16 protein-coding genes and 1 pseudogene are annotated in these 15070 nt (G+C 63.9%); 8 read left to right on the plus strand and 9 right to left on the minus strand.

What is annotated here, in order from left to right; all coding sequences use genetic code 11:
• Positions 1 to 122: 122 nt before the first annotated feature.
• Positions 123 to 527 carry a VOC family protein gene (locus ACSFDB_RS14845; RefSeq protein WP_440771718.1) on the plus strand — a complete coding sequence of 135 codons (405 nt, stop codon included), beginning with the start codon at positions 123 to 125 and terminating at the stop codon, positions 525 to 527.
• Between the two features lie 13 nt (positions 528 to 540).
• On the opposite strand, the gene moaC is transcribed toward ACSFDB_RS14845, so the two are convergent.
• The 3 genes from moaC to ACSFDB_RS14860 all read right to left on the minus strand — a co-directional run bounded on the left by moaC (position 541) and on the right by ACSFDB_RS14860 (position 3102).
• Positions 541 to 1071 carry a cyclic pyranopterin monophosphate synthase MoaC gene (moaC, locus tag ACSFDB_RS14850; protein WP_440771719.1) on the minus strand — a complete coding sequence of 177 codons (531 nt, stop codon included), beginning with the start codon at positions 1069 to 1071 and terminating at the stop codon, positions 541 to 543.
• Positions 1064 to 2491, minus strand: coding sequence for an NAD(P)H-hydrate dehydratase (locus tag ACSFDB_RS14855; RefSeq protein ID WP_440771720.1), 1428 nt, complete (start codon positions 2489 to 2491; stop codon positions 1064 to 1066). The genes moaC and ACSFDB_RS14855 overlap by 8 nt, the downstream gene beginning before the upstream one ends.
• Positions 2492 to 2628: 137 nt before the next feature.
• Complete coding sequence (locus ACSFDB_RS14860; RefSeq protein WP_440771721.1) at positions 2629 to 3102, minus strand: hypothetical protein; 474 nt, start codon at positions 3100 to 3102, stop codon at positions 2629 to 2631.
• Between the two features lie 386 nt (positions 3103 to 3488).
• Here ACSFDB_RS14860 and ACSFDB_RS14865 point away from each other — a divergent pair.
• A pseudogene (locus ACSFDB_RS14865) lies at positions 3489 to 3986 on the plus strand (hypothetical protein).
• Between the two features lie 56 nt (positions 3987 to 4042).
• Here ACSFDB_RS14865 and ACSFDB_RS14870 read toward each other — a convergent pair.
• Positions 4043 to 4321, minus strand: coding sequence for an acylphosphatase (locus ACSFDB_RS14870; protein WP_440771722.1), 279 nt, complete (start codon positions 4319 to 4321; stop codon positions 4043 to 4045).
• Positions 4322 to 4423: 102 nt separating this feature from the next.
• Between ACSFDB_RS14870 and ACSFDB_RS14875 the strand changes: the two genes are divergently transcribed.
• Positions 4424 to 4672: a hypothetical protein gene (locus tag ACSFDB_RS14875; RefSeq protein ID WP_440771723.1), complete on the plus strand. Its 249-nt coding sequence runs from the start codon at positions 4424 to 4426 to the stop codon at positions 4670 to 4672.
• Between the two features lie 79 nt (positions 4673 to 4751).
• On the opposite strand, the gene ACSFDB_RS14880 is transcribed toward ACSFDB_RS14875, so the two are convergent.
• Complete coding sequence (locus ACSFDB_RS14880) at positions 4752 to 5633, minus strand: DNA-3-methyladenine glycosylase family protein (protein WP_440771724.1); 882 nt, start codon at positions 5631 to 5633, stop codon at positions 4752 to 4754.
• A gap of 165 nt (positions 5634 to 5798) precedes the next feature.
• Between ACSFDB_RS14880 and ACSFDB_RS14885 the strand changes: the two genes are divergently transcribed.
• Positions 5799 to 6284, plus strand: coding sequence for a DUF555 domain-containing protein (locus ACSFDB_RS14885; RefSeq protein ID WP_440771725.1), 486 nt, complete (start codon positions 5799 to 5801; stop codon positions 6282 to 6284).
• 204 nt (positions 6285 to 6488) lie between these two features.
• Here the strand turns inward: ACSFDB_RS14885 and ACSFDB_RS14890 are convergent, their stop codons facing one another.
• The 4 genes from ACSFDB_RS14890 to ACSFDB_RS14905 all read right to left on the minus strand — a co-directional run bounded on the left by ACSFDB_RS14890 (position 6489) and on the right by ACSFDB_RS14905 (position 8908).
• A complete protein-coding gene (locus ACSFDB_RS14890; protein WP_006090682.1) occupies positions 6489 to 6725 on the minus strand; it encodes a UPF0058 family protein in 237 nt (78 codons plus the stop codon).
• A 266-nt stretch (positions 6726 to 6991) separates the two neighbouring features.
• Positions 6992 to 7171 carry a DUF7836 family putative zinc-binding protein gene (locus tag ACSFDB_RS14895; RefSeq protein ID WP_090303465.1) on the minus strand — a complete coding sequence of 60 codons (180 nt, stop codon included), beginning with the start codon at positions 7169 to 7171 and terminating at the stop codon, positions 6992 to 6994.
• A 120-nt stretch (positions 7172 to 7291) separates the two neighbouring features.
• Positions 7292 to 8263, minus strand: a complete 972-nt coding sequence (locus ACSFDB_RS14900) for a transcription initiation factor IIB (RefSeq protein ID WP_090303464.1) — start codon at positions 8261 to 8263, stop codon at positions 7292 to 7294.
• Between the two features lie 360 nt (positions 8264 to 8623).
• Positions 8624 to 8908: a DUF357 domain-containing protein gene (locus ACSFDB_RS14905; protein WP_440771726.1), complete on the minus strand. Its 285-nt coding sequence runs from the start codon at positions 8906 to 8908 to the stop codon at positions 8624 to 8626.
• A 165-nt stretch (positions 8909 to 9073) separates the two neighbouring features.
• Here ACSFDB_RS14905 and ACSFDB_RS14910 point away from each other — a divergent pair, with 165 nt between their 5' ends.
• The 4 genes from ACSFDB_RS14910 to glmS all read left to right on the plus strand — a co-directional run bounded on the left by ACSFDB_RS14910 (position 9074) and on the right by glmS (position 14998).
• A complete protein-coding gene (locus ACSFDB_RS14910; protein ID WP_440771851.1) occupies positions 9074 to 10354 on the plus strand; it encodes a TIGR00341 family protein in 1281 nt (426 codons plus the stop codon).
• Positions 10355 to 10436: 82 nt separating this feature from the next.
• Positions 10437 to 11762, plus strand: a complete 1326-nt coding sequence (locus tag ACSFDB_RS14915; RefSeq protein WP_440771727.1) for an FAD-dependent oxidoreductase — start codon at positions 10437 to 10439, stop codon at positions 11760 to 11762.
• Between the two features lie 240 nt (positions 11763 to 12002).
• The gene (locus ACSFDB_RS14920) at positions 12003 to 13205 is read left to right on the plus strand and encodes a sugar phosphate nucleotidyltransferase (RefSeq protein WP_440771728.1); all 1203 of its coding nucleotides are present in this window, start codon (positions 12003 to 12005) and stop codon (positions 13203 to 13205) included.
• Positions 13205 to 14998, plus strand: a complete 1794-nt coding sequence (glmS, locus tag ACSFDB_RS14925; protein WP_440771729.1) for a glutamine--fructose-6-phosphate transaminase (isomerizing) — start codon at positions 13205 to 13207, stop codon at positions 14996 to 14998. The genes ACSFDB_RS14920 and glmS overlap by 1 nt, the downstream gene beginning before the upstream one ends.
• Positions 14999 to 15070: the final 72 nt, after the last annotated feature.

Consider the following 15070-nt stretch of genomic DNA (forward strand, 5'->3'; position numbering starts at 1 on the left):
TTGGGGCCCGGTACCAAAGTAGGTTCCGCGTGCGGCAAGTGAATCGAACTGTCGATCGTGGCTCCCGTCGGCTCGCGTTCACCCGTGCGCACACTTATCAGACGGGACGAAAAGAGTCCGGTATGGTCACGCCAGACGCGTTCTATCACGTCGCACTGAAAGTTCCGGACGTCGGCGACGCCGTCGCGTTCTATCGCGAGCACCTGGACGGCGACCTCCTTGAGCACGAACAACCCGACGAGGAGGAAACGGGCGCGACGGCCGTCGAGCACGCCGCGCTGATGGTCGGCGACAAACACCTCTACGTCTTCGATCGAGCGCCGTACGAGGCGGCAGGCTTCGTCGACGAGTTACCGTACGGGGTGCTCCACTTCGGCTACACCGTCGACGACGTCGATGCTGCGGTCGCGGATCTCGACGGCGACGTCTCGTTCGTCATGGAACCCACCGTCTTCGGCGATCTGAAGGTCGCGTTCTTCGAAGATCCCGCGGGAACGCGGATCGAGCTGCTCGAGTTCCTCGACTGACGACAAACGCGGCTCAGGCCCGCGCTTTCTCCTTCGCGAGCACCCGCACGTTCTCGATGCCCGTCGACGGATACTGGCCGTCGTCGTCCTTCTCGACGGCTTTGACCATATCCCAGACGACGTTCAGGCCCGTCGTCACGCCCTCGAGGGCCTCCATCTCGCAGCCCGTTTTGCCGGTGGTTTCGACGCCGACCTCGAGTTCGATGCGATCCTCCGCGAGCGAGAAGTCGGTGTCGACGTTCGTGATCGGAATTTGGTGACACATCGGGATCGTCTCCCAGGTGTGTTTGACGGCCTGGATCGCGCCGATACGGGCGGTCGCGAGCACGTCGCCCTTGCCCACCTGATCCTCCCGGATCGCCTCGATCGTCGACGGCTGGAGGTGGATCTCCCCGACCGCGACGGCGCGGCGTTCGCTGTCCGGTTTGTCGCCGACGTCGACCATCTGGACGTCGCCGTCGTCCGTGGTGTGCGTGAGTTCGTCGGCCGCGGCTGCCTCGCTCGAATCCGCCGCGTTCGACCGCTCGTCGGGCGTTTCACTCATCGGCCCCACCCCACAGTGCCGCAGGAATCTCGTCGAGCATATCGGACGCGAGGAAGCCGAACGTCTCAGTCGTTGCGATCCGTTCTCCCGCGAGGCCGTTGACCTGCGCGCCCGCCGCCGCGGCGTCGAACGGTTCGGCGTGTTCCATCAGGGCCGCGACGATGCCGGCCAGCGTGTCGCCGGTCCCGCCGACTTTCATTCCCACAGTTCCGGAGCGACTGATCCGCGTCCGCTCGCCGTCCGTGATTACGTCGTTTGCCCCCTTCGCGAGCACGATGTGACCCAAATCGGCCGCGAAGGATTCGATCTCGTCTGCTGCGGCGGCCAGATCGTCGGTATCGGGACCGCCCATCCTCGCCAACTCGCCGCGATTGGGGGTACAGACCAGCGTCGCGTCGGTCTCGAGGTCGGGAACGACTCGAAGGGCGTCTGCGTCGACGACCACGCGGCCGGAATAGGACTCGAGGAACTGCGCCGCGGCCTCGAGCGTTTCGTCGTCCGTCCCGAGTCCCGGCCCCAGCACGACCACGTTGTCGTACTGCTCGGCGGTCTCGAGCAGATCTTCGGCCCGTTCGGGCGTGAGAACGTCCTCCGCGTAGGGCTGGACGATGAGGTCCTCGCTGTAGCCCTGAATCTCGCCCGCGACGGCGTCGGGAGCGGCGACGAAGGCGAGTTCCGCGCTGGCCCGGAGCGCGCCCTGCGCGGCGAGCGCCGGTGCGCCGGTGTAGGGACCGCCGCCGATGACGTAGGGTCGGCCGTCTCGACCGTCGGGTCGGGCGAGCGAGATGTCGCCCGGGCCGACGTAGCGCTCGGCTGCTGCGGGAATGCCGATATCGGCGACCGTGAGTTCGGCGTCAAGATCCTCGAGTCCCGGCTTCGCGTCGTGGAAGGTGACGACCCGGTCAGCCGCAACGCCGTTGTCCGCGTGGTCACCGTCGTTTGCATCGAAGCCGGAGGGGACGTCGACCGCGATGACGGTCGCATCGGCGTCGTTAATCGCCTCGGCTGCAGTCGCCGCGGGCTCTCGGAGGTCGCCGCTGATTCCGGTGCCGAGCATCGCGTCGACGACGACGTCGCAGTCGGGGAGGTCGAACTGACTCGAGTCGGTGATTTCGTGCGTCTCGTACTCGCATTGCCGGAGGGCGTCCCAGTTCTCACGGGCGATTTCGGTTCCGATGGTTTCGGCCTTGCCGAGCAGGAGGGTGGTAGTATCGTAGTCGTCCAGAAACCGCGCGGTGACGAACGCGTCGCCGCCGTTGTTCCCGCGACCGGCGACGATCACGACGCTCGAGTCCGGCTCGGCGGCGTCCCGAACCGCGCGGGCGACCGCGTGTCCGCTCGACTCCATCAACTGCTTTTGCGTCACGCCGAGCGCCGCGGCGTTCTCGTCGACGGCGGCCATCCGCTCGCCTGTAATCATGCGGGAGCGTTCGACGGGCCGACCGTTGAAGATTGCGGACGATACGCCGGATTTCATCCGTCCCTCCGATTCGATTATCTTTGAAATGCAGAACAGTTCCCCAACTGCCGTCTAACGCGGGGAGCGGGTCATTAAATCTACGCGTAGAAAACCGAATTGTCACCTTCCCAGTGTGTGAGGTCGGCATCACTCGGCGCTTTGCCGTCGTTCGATACCCGAAGAAGCCGAGCGGAGCGTTTCCGATTTTCGTCATCTCCGGGATCGCTAATACACGTATATGCGTGCATCTTGTACGAATCGTGCTCGCCAATAATCTCCTCACGTGTTACCTCAATTGGCTGTAATTCACTCGAGTCAGTTGACGAGACGACTTGTATCGCGAGGATAGAATTCTGTGTGAAATCCGTCTCGTCGATCCACTGCCTCGCTTCGGTACTGAGATCTCGTTCATCGATGAGATCGATTTCGGATAGCTGATCTCGCTGGGTGAACAGATAGATCCCTATCCACTCTTCGTCGAGATGATCGAAATGCAGCGTTTCGTAGGACAACGTGTCACCTTCCTCGATATCTGGTTCTGAGCAAGAATGATCGCTCTCTGAATCATCCATTGATTGGCACCCTGCTAACGTGATGGAGAAGCTGGATACAGTGACCGACAATAGCGCTCGCCGATTCATATCCTACACAATATGACAGCATTTAAGTATCTTCTGTCATGCAGTAACAACGTAATCAGCGCACTATGGACATGCTGTTCGCCCCTGCAGAGACGCTCTTCACGGCAATTTACGAAAACCGGTACGAGACTGATATCCCTCCAGATTCGTCGGCCCGACCGTCGAAGAGTGCGGACGCCGATATCGATCCACTCCGTTGACCGCCGCTGGTCGACCGAACCAAATCGATCGCCCAACGGCGGTCGACACACCGCACCTTACGATGGGCCTCCTTGCGTCGCCAATACGCTCAAGTTCTCGTACACCCCAGCGCTACTGTGAACGTCTTCTGGCTCGACGAGGACCCGCGGCTCGCGGCGCGGTATCACTGCGACCAGCACGTGAACAAACTGCTGCTCGAGGCCGCCCAGGTGCTCTGTACGGCGGCCCGCGAGAACGGCTCCGCGGAGGAGTTCCTCTACCAGCCGACCCACACCGGCCATCCCGTCACGAAGTGGGCTGCCGAGTCTCGAGCGAACTGGCTCCGGCTTCGCGAACACGCCGAGGCGCTCAACGCCGAGTTCGTCGAACGCTACGAGAAGGACAACGACCACGCCTCCTGGGAGGTGATCGAGCGGATCGATCCCGACCGAATCGCGTTTCCGAGCGACGAGCCGACGCCGCGGCCCCAGACGATGCCCGACGAGTACAAACGGCCCGACGATCCCGTCGCGGCCTATCGGGCCTACTAAGCCGGCGAGAAGGCCGACTGGGCCGAGTGGAACTACTGCGACGAACCGCCCTGGCTCGCCGAGTACGCGGCCGACCTCGAGTGATCGATCACCCGACGGTCGGCACTCCTTCGTTGCCGGTCCGTCCCCAAGACGACAGTTCAGTACCGAATATCGAACCCGTCTTCGCCCTGTGGCTCCTCGTACTCCGCCTCGACGTCCTCGACCTCGGCCGCGGGACTCCCCGTGTGACACCACTCGATCATCGACTCGACGTCCTCCTCGGGACCCTCGAAGATCGCCTCGACGCGGCCGTCCTCGAGGTTCTTCACCCAGCCGTCGATCCCCTTCTCCAGGGCCGTATCGCGGGTGTTCGCGCGATAGTAGACGCCCTGAACTGTCCCCGTGACGAAGACGTGTGCGCGGGTTCGCTCTGCCATGTGCGGGTCATCGACCCCGACCGTCAAAAATCCGGCTTCGCGTCAGTCCAGTATCGGGGCGATTACGATATACGTCGTCCACTACTCACTCGGCAACGAGAGATGGGCATCATCGAACGCTTCGAAGACGAGTATCTCGACGTCTCGAGCAGCCGCGCGACGGTTCGCGAGTTACTCGAGTTGTTCGCCGGGGCCGTCGTCTTCGTCGGCATCGCGAGCGCCCTCGCGTACTATCTGCTCGGCGGAACGGTCGCCCTCGCCGTCGCGGGTGTTCTCACGGTGATCTTCGCCATCACGCTCGTCTCGCAGGCGTACTGGGCCGTCACCGGGCGCGACGATTACAGGGAGTAGTGCTCGCGGTGCAGGCGAAAACCGGCTACTAGGACATCAGCGCGTCCTGTCCGTACCGAGAGCGCGACCGGTCGGTCCGTCACTCCCCGGTCCGCAGGTGATGAAAGATATACGTCTGGGCGTAGCCCGCGTATTCGCCGCCCAGTCGCTCGCGAATCGCCCGCGAGGTGTCGGCGTAGGAGCCCCGATCGCAGTCGGGATAGTACTCCTCGATGGCCGACTTGATCCACGTGTCGAGCGGCACGGCCTCGTCGAAGCCCAGCGAGAACAACAGGACGCAGTCGGCCACCTTGTCGCCGACGCCGACGAACCGCGTGAGGGAGTCGCGGGCGGCTTCGTACTCGAGGCCTCGAGCCTCGGCCGGATCTGCCTCGCCGTTCGCGACCATCTCGGCCGTGCGGACGACGTACGGCGCACGGTAGCCGAGTCCTAACTCCCGGAGTTCGGCTTCGGTCGCCGCCGCGAGCTGGTCCGGCGTCGGAAACGTGTGGTAGGTCTCGCCGTCGAATTCGATCGCGTCGCCGTACTCGCGGGCCAGCGTCGAGACCATCGTGTGAATTCGACTGACGCGCATCTGGGCGGAACAGATAAACGAGATCAGACAGCCGAAGGGCGGGTCCTCGACCAGTCGCATCCCGCGGTGGGCGTCGTACGCCTCCCGGAGGAGCGGATCGTCCGACGCGGCCGCTACGATGGCCTCGAGGTCGTCGTCCAGCCGAACCAGTCGACGGACGGTCGCCTCGGCATCGGTGGTCGACTCCCACTCGAGGACGCCGTCGTCCTGTCGAATACGGATTACGTCCCCTTCGACGACGGTGGAGTACCACGAGTCCCCCGGTTTCGCGCCGCCGTACATCTCGCCGTCGCTCCGTCGCCAGCAGTAGCTCTGGCCGCTCTCGAGCGTCCGGTACAGGTCGAGCCCGCCGGAGAGGCTGTCGACCGGAATCGTCCCTGTGTCCATCTGTCCGACCCTTCGGGAGCGGAGGCTTTTGCCTTTCGAACTGGCCGGCGATCGGCGTCGTCGGTCGTCGTGGTCGAAGCGTAGACCGAGGGACGGCGCAGCCGTTCGTGGAATCGGACTGAAATGAGGCGAACCTTCATACTGCAGGCGACACAATGTCTAGGTATGCACTGCAGGGTCGTCGTCGAAGCCGCTGTGCCGGTGTTCGACGTTGAGACGGAGGACGAGGCGATCCGTATCGCCATCTCGAAAACGGGCGAGATGCTGAACCCTGATTTAAACTACGTCGAAATCAACATGGGCGAGCGCACGACTCCATCGGGGGAGGAGCTGCCGCCCGCTTTCATCGCGGCCGACGAAGCGCTCGTCGCGCTCGAGCTGGAGATGTCCGTCTTCAATGTCGAGCGCGAGGAACACGCCTCGCGAATCGCTCGCAAGGAGATCGGACAGCGACTCGAGAACATCCCGCTCGAGGTCATTAGCATCGAGGAGTTCGAGGACGAGGACGAAGACGACGACGAGTCGGCGGACGACGGAACGGAATCGACCGACGAGACGGAGACCGACGACGAGTCATCCGAGACGGGATCCGAAGCGACGGATGACGATGACGACGAGATCCTTCCCGAGTTCGAAGATTTGGTCGAATAAGTTGTTCCCGAGTGCGGAGATCGAGTGAGTATCCGAGCCTCGTTTTTTGTTGGCCCATCGATTGTTGCCTGCTGGAACGATCCGTTGACTCGAGTTTCGTAGGAACAAAACCGGTATGTCGTCGATGAAACCGACCAAAACGGTCGACCAGAAGATACGTCTCGGCAGTCAATTATTGCATACTCGAAGGAGACGACGTGTTTCTCAGTCTGCAGTAGCGGCAACTGCTTCCTGCTCCCCCTCGCGCATATTCATCGTGATTCCCCCCGCGAGTGCAAAGACAGCAGCTTTGTGATCTGTTTTCGATTTGTGAATCGATGTCGGCCGGATCCCGAGCGTTTCGTACTCCTCGAGATCAATCTGACAGTCGTCCCACGCCGCACACTGGTTCGATACCTCCGCGAGAAGGCCGTGAAGGTGAATGAGCTCCTGCTTCTTCATAACCATCCAATCCTACCCACTGCAGGGTTATATTATTATCTTGAGTCGCGTTAACACGCAACCCGTACTCGGACGAGGGTATGTCACCGACTAGATGACAACGAAGGTCGTCCCTACCACTCGGAAACCACCTGATGGGAGTGGCTACAAGCAAGTATTACCGTCGTAAATCACGCGTTCGTCTCAGTTTCCAATGGCACTACTTCGGAGAGTTAAACGGTCACTACTGTTGGACCGAACGCGAGAAGTGGTGACGTCGATCGGCGTTAGCCGAGTTGTTTCAGCGTCTGGAGATCGCGGTCCGTTCGCATGAACTCGGAGAGCCGTCGGGATGCGTGACAGTTCGGACAGTGAAACATCGAGGTGGATCCAGGGAGGTCACCTGGAGTAATCTGCCACTCTTTCGTACATTCAGGACACAACAGCTGGACGGTCGTCTGGTCCATGGCACGGTATTACACACCACGCCTCAAAAGTGTTGCCGCACGGTTACTCACGAACCGACCGATCCGCACCTCCCGACGTCACACCGATACCACCGATGACAGATCCCCAAACGGCGTCGTTTACGCGGGGGCTGCCGTGTCGGAGGCTTCGAGGAGCTCCTTGTAGCGGTTTCGGATGGTGACCTCGGAGATGCTCGCGACCTCGCTGACGTCGTTCTGCGTGACCTTCTCGTTGGTCAACAGCGCGGCGGCGTAGACGGCGGCGGCCGCGAGGCCGACCGGCGACTTGCCGCTGTGGACGCCTTCCTGGCGCGCGGACTCGAGCAGTTCGCGGGCCATGCGCTCGGTCTCGTCCGAGAGGTCGAGATCGCTGACGAACCGCGGGACGTACTGTTCGGGGTCAGCGGGTTTGACCTCGAGACCGAGTTCCCGGATGATGTACCGGTAGGTTCGGGTCAGTTCCATCTTCTCGACGCGGCTGACGGCCGAGATTTCGTCGAGACTGCGAGGCGTACTCGCCTGGCGCGCAGCGGCGTACAGCGACGCCGTCGCGACGCCCTCGATCGAACGGCCGGGGAGGAGATCCTCCTCGAGGGCGCGGCGGTAGATCACGCTGGCCGTCTCGCGGACGTTCTCCGGAAGACCCAGCGCGCTGGCCATCCGGTCGATCTCGCCGAGCGCCTGCTTGAGGTTGCGCTCCTTGGAGTCGCGGGTGCGGAAGCGCTCGTTCCAGGTGCGAAGCCGCTGCATCTTCTGGCGCTGGCGACTCGAGAGGGCGCGGCCGTAGGCGTCTTTGTCCTGCCAGCCGATGTTGGTCGACAGCCCCTGGTCGTGCATCATGTTCGTCGTCGGCGCACCGACGCGGGACTTCTTGTCCTTCTCGGCGGCGTCGAACGCTCGCCACTCGGGACCGCGATCGATCTCGTCTTCCTCGACGACGAGTCCGCAGTCCTCACAGACCGTTTCCGCGTGTTCGGCGTCCGAGAGGACTCGGCCGCCACACTCGGGGCAAGTCTCTCGCTCACCCGATTCCTCGGTCGTTTCTTCGCGCTCTTCCTCGCTCGTATAGGTTCTAATTGTCGTGTCTGTCATGGTGTATCGGGACGGTTACTCGGGGCTCCCGGGTGGGGAAACCAGAAGAAACCCGGTCGCCTCGGCTAACGTATAGTTAGGCCGGAAAGGATATAAAGATTTCGTCTGCTTTATAAGCTAATCGGGAAAACGTTTATATGAGTTTTGATTATATAGCGATTGATCGTTATCGATATGTGCCACAGTGGCCGACTACTCGCCGTCGCGGCCGCTGCAGACTGGCAATCGTGAACGCCGTCCGACTCGGCGTGCCGTCACGTCACTCAACCCCACGTCGAGCAGCTACAGAAAGGTATCGTCAACACATGTTGGGAGTCACCGCTTCGAACCGGTCCCGTCCCGTGAGGACGGCGCTCGAAATCAAACCGTGAACAGATGCCCCTCCGTCGGAACGTCGAACAACCCGACGCGCGCGCCGGCATCGAGCCACGCGTGGCCGTAGGAAAACGACGCCAGCGCGTTGACGCGGTCGCCTTCCTCGCGGAAGTGCCGGCCGTCCTCGAGATACGAGGCCGCCATTTCGTAACACTCCTCGGCCGCCTCGGCCATCGGTGTTCCGTCCGGTGGGGCAATCGACGCTTCCTCGAGCGCGTCCGCGAGTAACTCTCCGTAGCGATCCGTCTTCTCCTCGAGATCCGCAACCATACTCGGTGATCGTCCGTGGGCATCGTAACAGTGTCGTCAACGAGTCGCGTCCCAATGGCAGGGACGGTCCCAGATATCGAACGGTTCGACCGTAAACACGTAGGGAACGCGTTCAACGGCGTTAACGTCTTCATAGGTTTGAAACCGAGCGTGCTGTACTCGAGCGTGCGCCAGATCGAACTGTTCGTGCCGGACGACAGCTCCGACGACGCGTTGTCGGTCCTCGACGACGAGGGGATCGACTACGTCCGGACCGCCGAAGCCGGCGACGGGACCGACGGCGAACTCGTGAGCTTCCCGCTTCCGCCCCAGGCGGTCGAACGCGTGCTGTCGTCACTTCGCGAGGCCGGAATCGACGACCAGTTCGTCGTCGTTTCCTCGATCGAGACGGCGCGAACACCGCGGATCGACGAACTCGAGGAGCGATACGTCAACGGCCGGGAGGAAGACGACAGCATCGCCCACGAAGAGATCCGGTCTCGAGCGATGAACATGACGCCGGGTCGGGTCACGTACTACGCGATGACCGTGTTGAGCGCGATCGTCGCGACCGCGGGACTCCTCCTCGACTCGCCGGCGATCGTCGTCGGTTCGATGGTGATCGCCCCGCAGGTCAGCGCGGCGCTGACGGGCACCGTCGGCCTCGTGCTCGACGACCGCGAGATGGTCGTCGACGGGCTCACGTCGCTGGCGTTTGGACTCGGCGTCGCCATCGTCAGTGCGTTCGTCTTCGCCTGGATCGTTCGCTCCGGCGGCGTCGTCCCGTCGACGATCGACATCACGGCCATCGTCCAGGTCCAGAACCGAATCTCGCCCGGGCTACTCGCGATCGTCGTCGGGATCTGTGCCGGTGCAGCGGGTGCGTTCGGTCTCGCGACGGCGATCCCCGTTTCGCTGGTCGGCGTGATGATCGCTGTCGCACTCATCCCGGCGGCCGCGGCGGTCGGTATCGGGATGGCCTGGGGTGACCCCTCGGTCGCCCTCGGCGCGTTCGTCCTAGTCGCGGTCAACGCCACGTCGATCCTGTTCTCCGGGCTCGCCGTCTTCTGGTATCTAGGATATCGACCCGACGGCTGGACCCGCGGCTCGATTCGGGAGAATCTCTCCAGTGAGTGGATCGACACGCTCGCCGTTGCCGTCGTTCTGGGCGTGGTCGTGCTCTCCATGGGCGGCCTCGTGTTGGGGCAGTACGTCCTCTACGAGAACAGCGTCAACGACGAGGTTCGCACCGTCCTCGACGACGACGAGTACGCTGACCTCGAACTCGTCGAGGTGCGAACCGAGTTCGTCGGCGTCGACGACGAATCGGCGGTGACGGTCGTCGTCCAGCGGCCCGCTGACGCGCCGTACCCGAATCTCGTCGCCGATCTCGAGACGGCGCTCGAGGATCGGACCGACCGCGACGTCGCCGTCGTCGTCGAGTTCGTCGATGCGGGACGGGCCTAACGACGACACAGCACGTCACAGGAGCCATCCTCGCGTTGCTGAGAACGCAAGCGGTTTAGGCACTCTGTCCTAACCCGTAGCCATGAGCGAACAGCCTCGAGTCGAGATCTATACCAAAGAGGACTGTCCGTACTGCGACAAAGCCAAGGATCTCTTCGACGCGAAGGGAGTCGAGTACGAGACGTACAACGTCACGGGCGACGACGACCTGTTCGAGGAGATGGTCGAGCGAGCGAACGGTCGCAAAACGGCCCCCGAAGTGTTCATCGACGACGAACTGATCGGCGGCTGGGACGATACGAGTGCACTCGACGAGACGGGTGAACTAGACGCGAAACTTGGGATCGAAAGCGACACCGAGGACGGTGAAGTCCTCGAACACCGCAAACTCATCATCGCCGGGACTGGAATCGCCGGACTGACCGCAGCGATCTACGCCGGCCGCGGAGACAACGAGCCGCTGGTCATCGAGGGCGACGAACCCGGTGGCCAGCTCACGCTGACCACCGACGTGGCGAACTACCCCGGCTTCCCCGACGGGATCAGCGGCCCCGAACTGGTCAACAACATGAAAGAGCAGGCCAAACAGTTCGGTGCCGACCTCAAAAACGGGATCATCGAGAACGTCGATGCCAGCCAGCGCCCGTTCCGCGTCGAACTGACCAACGGCGACGTCTACACCGCCGACGCCGTCATCGCCGCCTCCGGTGCGAGCGCGCGAACGCTCGGCATCCCCGGCGAGGAGGAGCTGATGGGGTACGGCCTCTCCACGTGTGCCACCTGTGACGGCGCGTTCTTCCGCGACGAGGACATGCTCGTCGTCGGCGGCGGCGACGCCGCGATGGAGGAGGCGACCTTCCTGACCAAGTTCGCCGACACCGTCTACATCGCCCACCGACGCGAGGAGTTCCGCGCCGAACAGTACTGGGTCAACCGCGTCCAGGAGAAGGTCGACGCGGGCGAGATCGAGATCATGAAGAACACGGAAGTGACCGAACTCCACGGCTCGCAGGCGGAGGGCGTCGACCACGTCACCCTCGTGCAAAACGACAAGGGCCACCCCACGGATCGCCTCGACGACCCCGAGACCGAGGAGTTCGAGTTCGACGTCGGCGCCGTCTTCTTCGCGATCGGTCACACGCCGAACACGGGCTACCTCGAGGGCACCGGCGTCCAGATGGACGACGAGGGCTACCTCCGCACCCAGGGCGGCGATGGCGGCGGCCAGACCGAGACCGACGTCCCCGGCATCTTCGGCGCCGGCGACGTCGTCGACTTCCACTACCAGCAGGCCGTGACGGCCGCCGGAATGGGGTCGAAGGCCGCACTCGACGCCGACGAGTACCTCGAGAACGGAGAGCGCGCGGAGTCGACGAGCGAGGGCGAGGCCGTCGCTGCGGACGACTGATCGGCCGTCGAGCCCCGAACGACTGTTTTTGCGTCGGATTCCGAGGACTCGCGAGGAACTGCTATCAGAGCGGACGAGCGACAGCGGGGGTGACGGCGCGAAACTGCCGAGTCGTCTCGACGACACTTGTGGACTCGACGTCGGTCGAGACGGCGTTTCAAGCCCGATAGATAGTGTTTACGGCCGTTCGTCGGTCGAAAGACCGGAAGACCTACACCGACCGTGTGACGAGGGAGCTACATGACCGTTCGATCCGCTATCGTCCTTGCCGCGGGGGAAGGAAAGCGGCTCCGACCGCTGACGGAACACCGACCGAAGCCCATGCTCCCCGCCGCCACCGAGCCGATACTGGCCCACGTCTTCGATGCGCTGATCGCGGCCGGAATCACGGAACTAACGGTGGTCGTCGGCTACGGACGGAACCGCGTCCAGTCGCACTTCGGCCCGACGTACCGCGACGTCCCCGTGACCTACGTGACCCAGGAGAAACAGCTCGGGAGCGGTCACGCGCTGGCGGCTGCCGAATCGACAGTGTCGGGGTCGACCCTCGTCGTGAACGGCGACCAGCTCGTCGACCGACGGATCGTCGAGGACGTCATCGATGCGCACGGAGAGACCGACGACGCCGCGGCGACCATCGGCACGATCCAGCACCGCGACGTCACCGAGTACGGCGGCGTCCTCCTCGAGCCCGACGACGCGGGGGTCTCGTCCCGCCGGGTCACCGAAATCGTGGAGAATCCGACCGACGACCGAAGCTACCTGCTCAACGCGGGCGTCTACGCCCTCGAGACGCGTGCGTTCGAAACCGTCCGGAGCGCGAACTCACGTGGCGGGGAACACTCGCTCGTGGACGGACTCACCGCGCTGATCGACGGCGACGAGCCGGTTCGAGGCGTTCGCTCGGAGGGGATCTGGATCGACGCGACCTATCCCTGGGACTTGCTCGAGGTTGCCGACGCCCTCCTCGAGAGCGATGGCGGCGTCGAGAGGACGACCGCGGCGTCTGCCCGAATTCACGAGCGCGCGACGATCCGTGGCCCCGTCGTCATCGCGGACGATTGCGTGGTCGGGCCCGGAGCGGTGATCGGACCCAACGTCTGTCTCGGCGAGAACGTCACCGTCGGCTCGAACGTCGTCTGCGAACACAGCGTCGTCGACGCCGATACGCGGATCGGTCCGAACGCCACGCTCGTCGACTGCGTGACCGGCCGCGGCGTTCGGATCGGCGCCGGATCGACCGTCGTCGGCGGGCCGGGCGACGTCCACGTCGGCGATCGGATCCACCGAAACGAGGGACTCGGCGCGCTCATCGCCGACCGCGTCCGCGACGGGGGCGGCGTGACGTACGCGCCGGGGACGATCGTCGGCTCGAACGCCGTCATCGGCCCCGGAACGACCGTCAGCGGGACGATCGACTCCGAAACGGAGGTTCGGTCCTGATGTGCGGCATCGTCGGCTACGTCGGATCGAACGACGCGATCGACGTCCTGCTGAACGGGCTCTCCGGCCTCGAGTACCGCGGCTACGATTCGGCCGGTGTAGCGCTGGCGAACGGAACGCTCGCGGTTCACAAGCGGGAGGGCGAACTCGCCGCGCTCGAGTCGACGCTGCCGACCGCGGAACTGCGCGGACGCTCGAATGGCATCGGGCACACGCGCTGGAGTACGCACGGGCCACCGTCGGACGCTAACGCCCATCCGCATACGGACGACGAAGGACGAGTGGCCGTCGTCCACAACGGAATCATCGAGAACTATCAGTCGCTGCGCGACGAACTCACGGCGGACGGCGTTACGTTCGAGAGCGAAACCGACACCGAGGTCGTTCCCCACCTGATCGGCCGCGCCCTCGAGGAGGGGATGGCCCCCGAAACGGCGTTTCGCGCCGCCATCGACCGAATCGAGGGGAGTTACGCCGTCGCGGCCGTCTTCGCCGGTTCGGAGACGATTCACGCCGCTCGACGGGCATCGCCGCTGGTTCTCGGCATCGGCGACGACGGCTACTACCTCGCGAGCGACGCGCCGGCCTTTATCGAGTACACCGACCGCGTCGTCTATCTGGAAGACGGCGAGTTCGCTCGACTCTCGCCCGAGGAGGTCGTCGTTACGGACTCGAGCGGAACCGTCGTCGAACCGTCCGTCGAGACGATCGAGTGGGACGCCGAGGACGCGGGGAAGAGCGGGTACGACCACTACATGCTCAAGGAGATCCACGAGCAGCCAACGGCACTGCGGCAGTGTCTTCGCGGTCGCGTGGACGAACTGACCGGGACGGTGACGCTCGAGGAACTCGACGCGCTCGAGTCGTCGTCGCCGGTGCAGTTCGTCGCCTGCGGAACGTCCTACCACGCCGCCCTGTTCGGGGCCACGCTGTTACGCGACCGCGGCGTTCCAGCCCAGTCGTTTCTCGCCAGCGAGTACTCGACCGACCGGATTCCGGTCGACTCGTCGACGCTCGTCGTCGGCGTCACGCAGAGCGGCGAGACTGCAGATACGATGCGCGCGCTGCGCGAGGCGAACCGCGCCGGCGCAGAGACGGTCGCCGTGACGAACGTCGTCGGCAGTTCGGCAGCGCGGGAGTGTGACCACGCGCTGTACATTCGCGCCGGGCCCGAGATCGGCGTCGCCGCGACGAAGACGTTCGCGAGCCAGCAGGTCGCGTTGACGCTGCTCGCGTGTCGGCTGAGCGACGGGTCGAACCACGACGTGATTCGCACGCTGCGCGACGTTCCCGACCAAGTCCAGACCGTCCTCGATACGTCGCAGGCGACCGAGATCGCCGCGGAGTACGCCGAGTCGGACGCCTTCTTCTTCATCGGACGGGGCTACCAGTACCCCGTCGCCCTCGAGGGTGCGCTCAAACTGAAAGAGATCAGCTACCGCCACGCTGAGGGGTTCGCCGCGGGCGAATTGAAACACGGCCCGCTGGCGCTGGTGACCGAGGAGACGCCGGTGTTCGCGCTCGTCACTGGCGACGACGAACGGGCGCACAAGACGGTCAGTAACGTCAAAGAGGTCGAGGCTCGCGACGCGCCCGTCGTGGCGGTGACAGACGGTCAAACCGACGTTGAGCGCTACGCGGATCACGTCCTCGAGGTGCCCGCGTCGAACGAAATCGGCGCGGCAGTCACCGCGAACGTCCAGTTGCAACTGGTCGCCTACTGGGTCGCCCATCGTCTGGGTCGATCGATCGACAAACCGCGACATCTGGCGAAAAGCGTTACCGTGGAGTGATCTTCGGCTTGCAACCGCTCGCTCACGCGCGGCGATACGGGCTCACCGACACCGGCTCGGAGCGAAAACGTG

Origin of the sequence: Natronorubrum amylolyticum (assembly GCF_052040145.1) — an archaeon.
Lineage (GTDB): Archaea > Halobacteriota > Halobacteria > Halobacteriales > Natrialbaceae > Natronorubrum.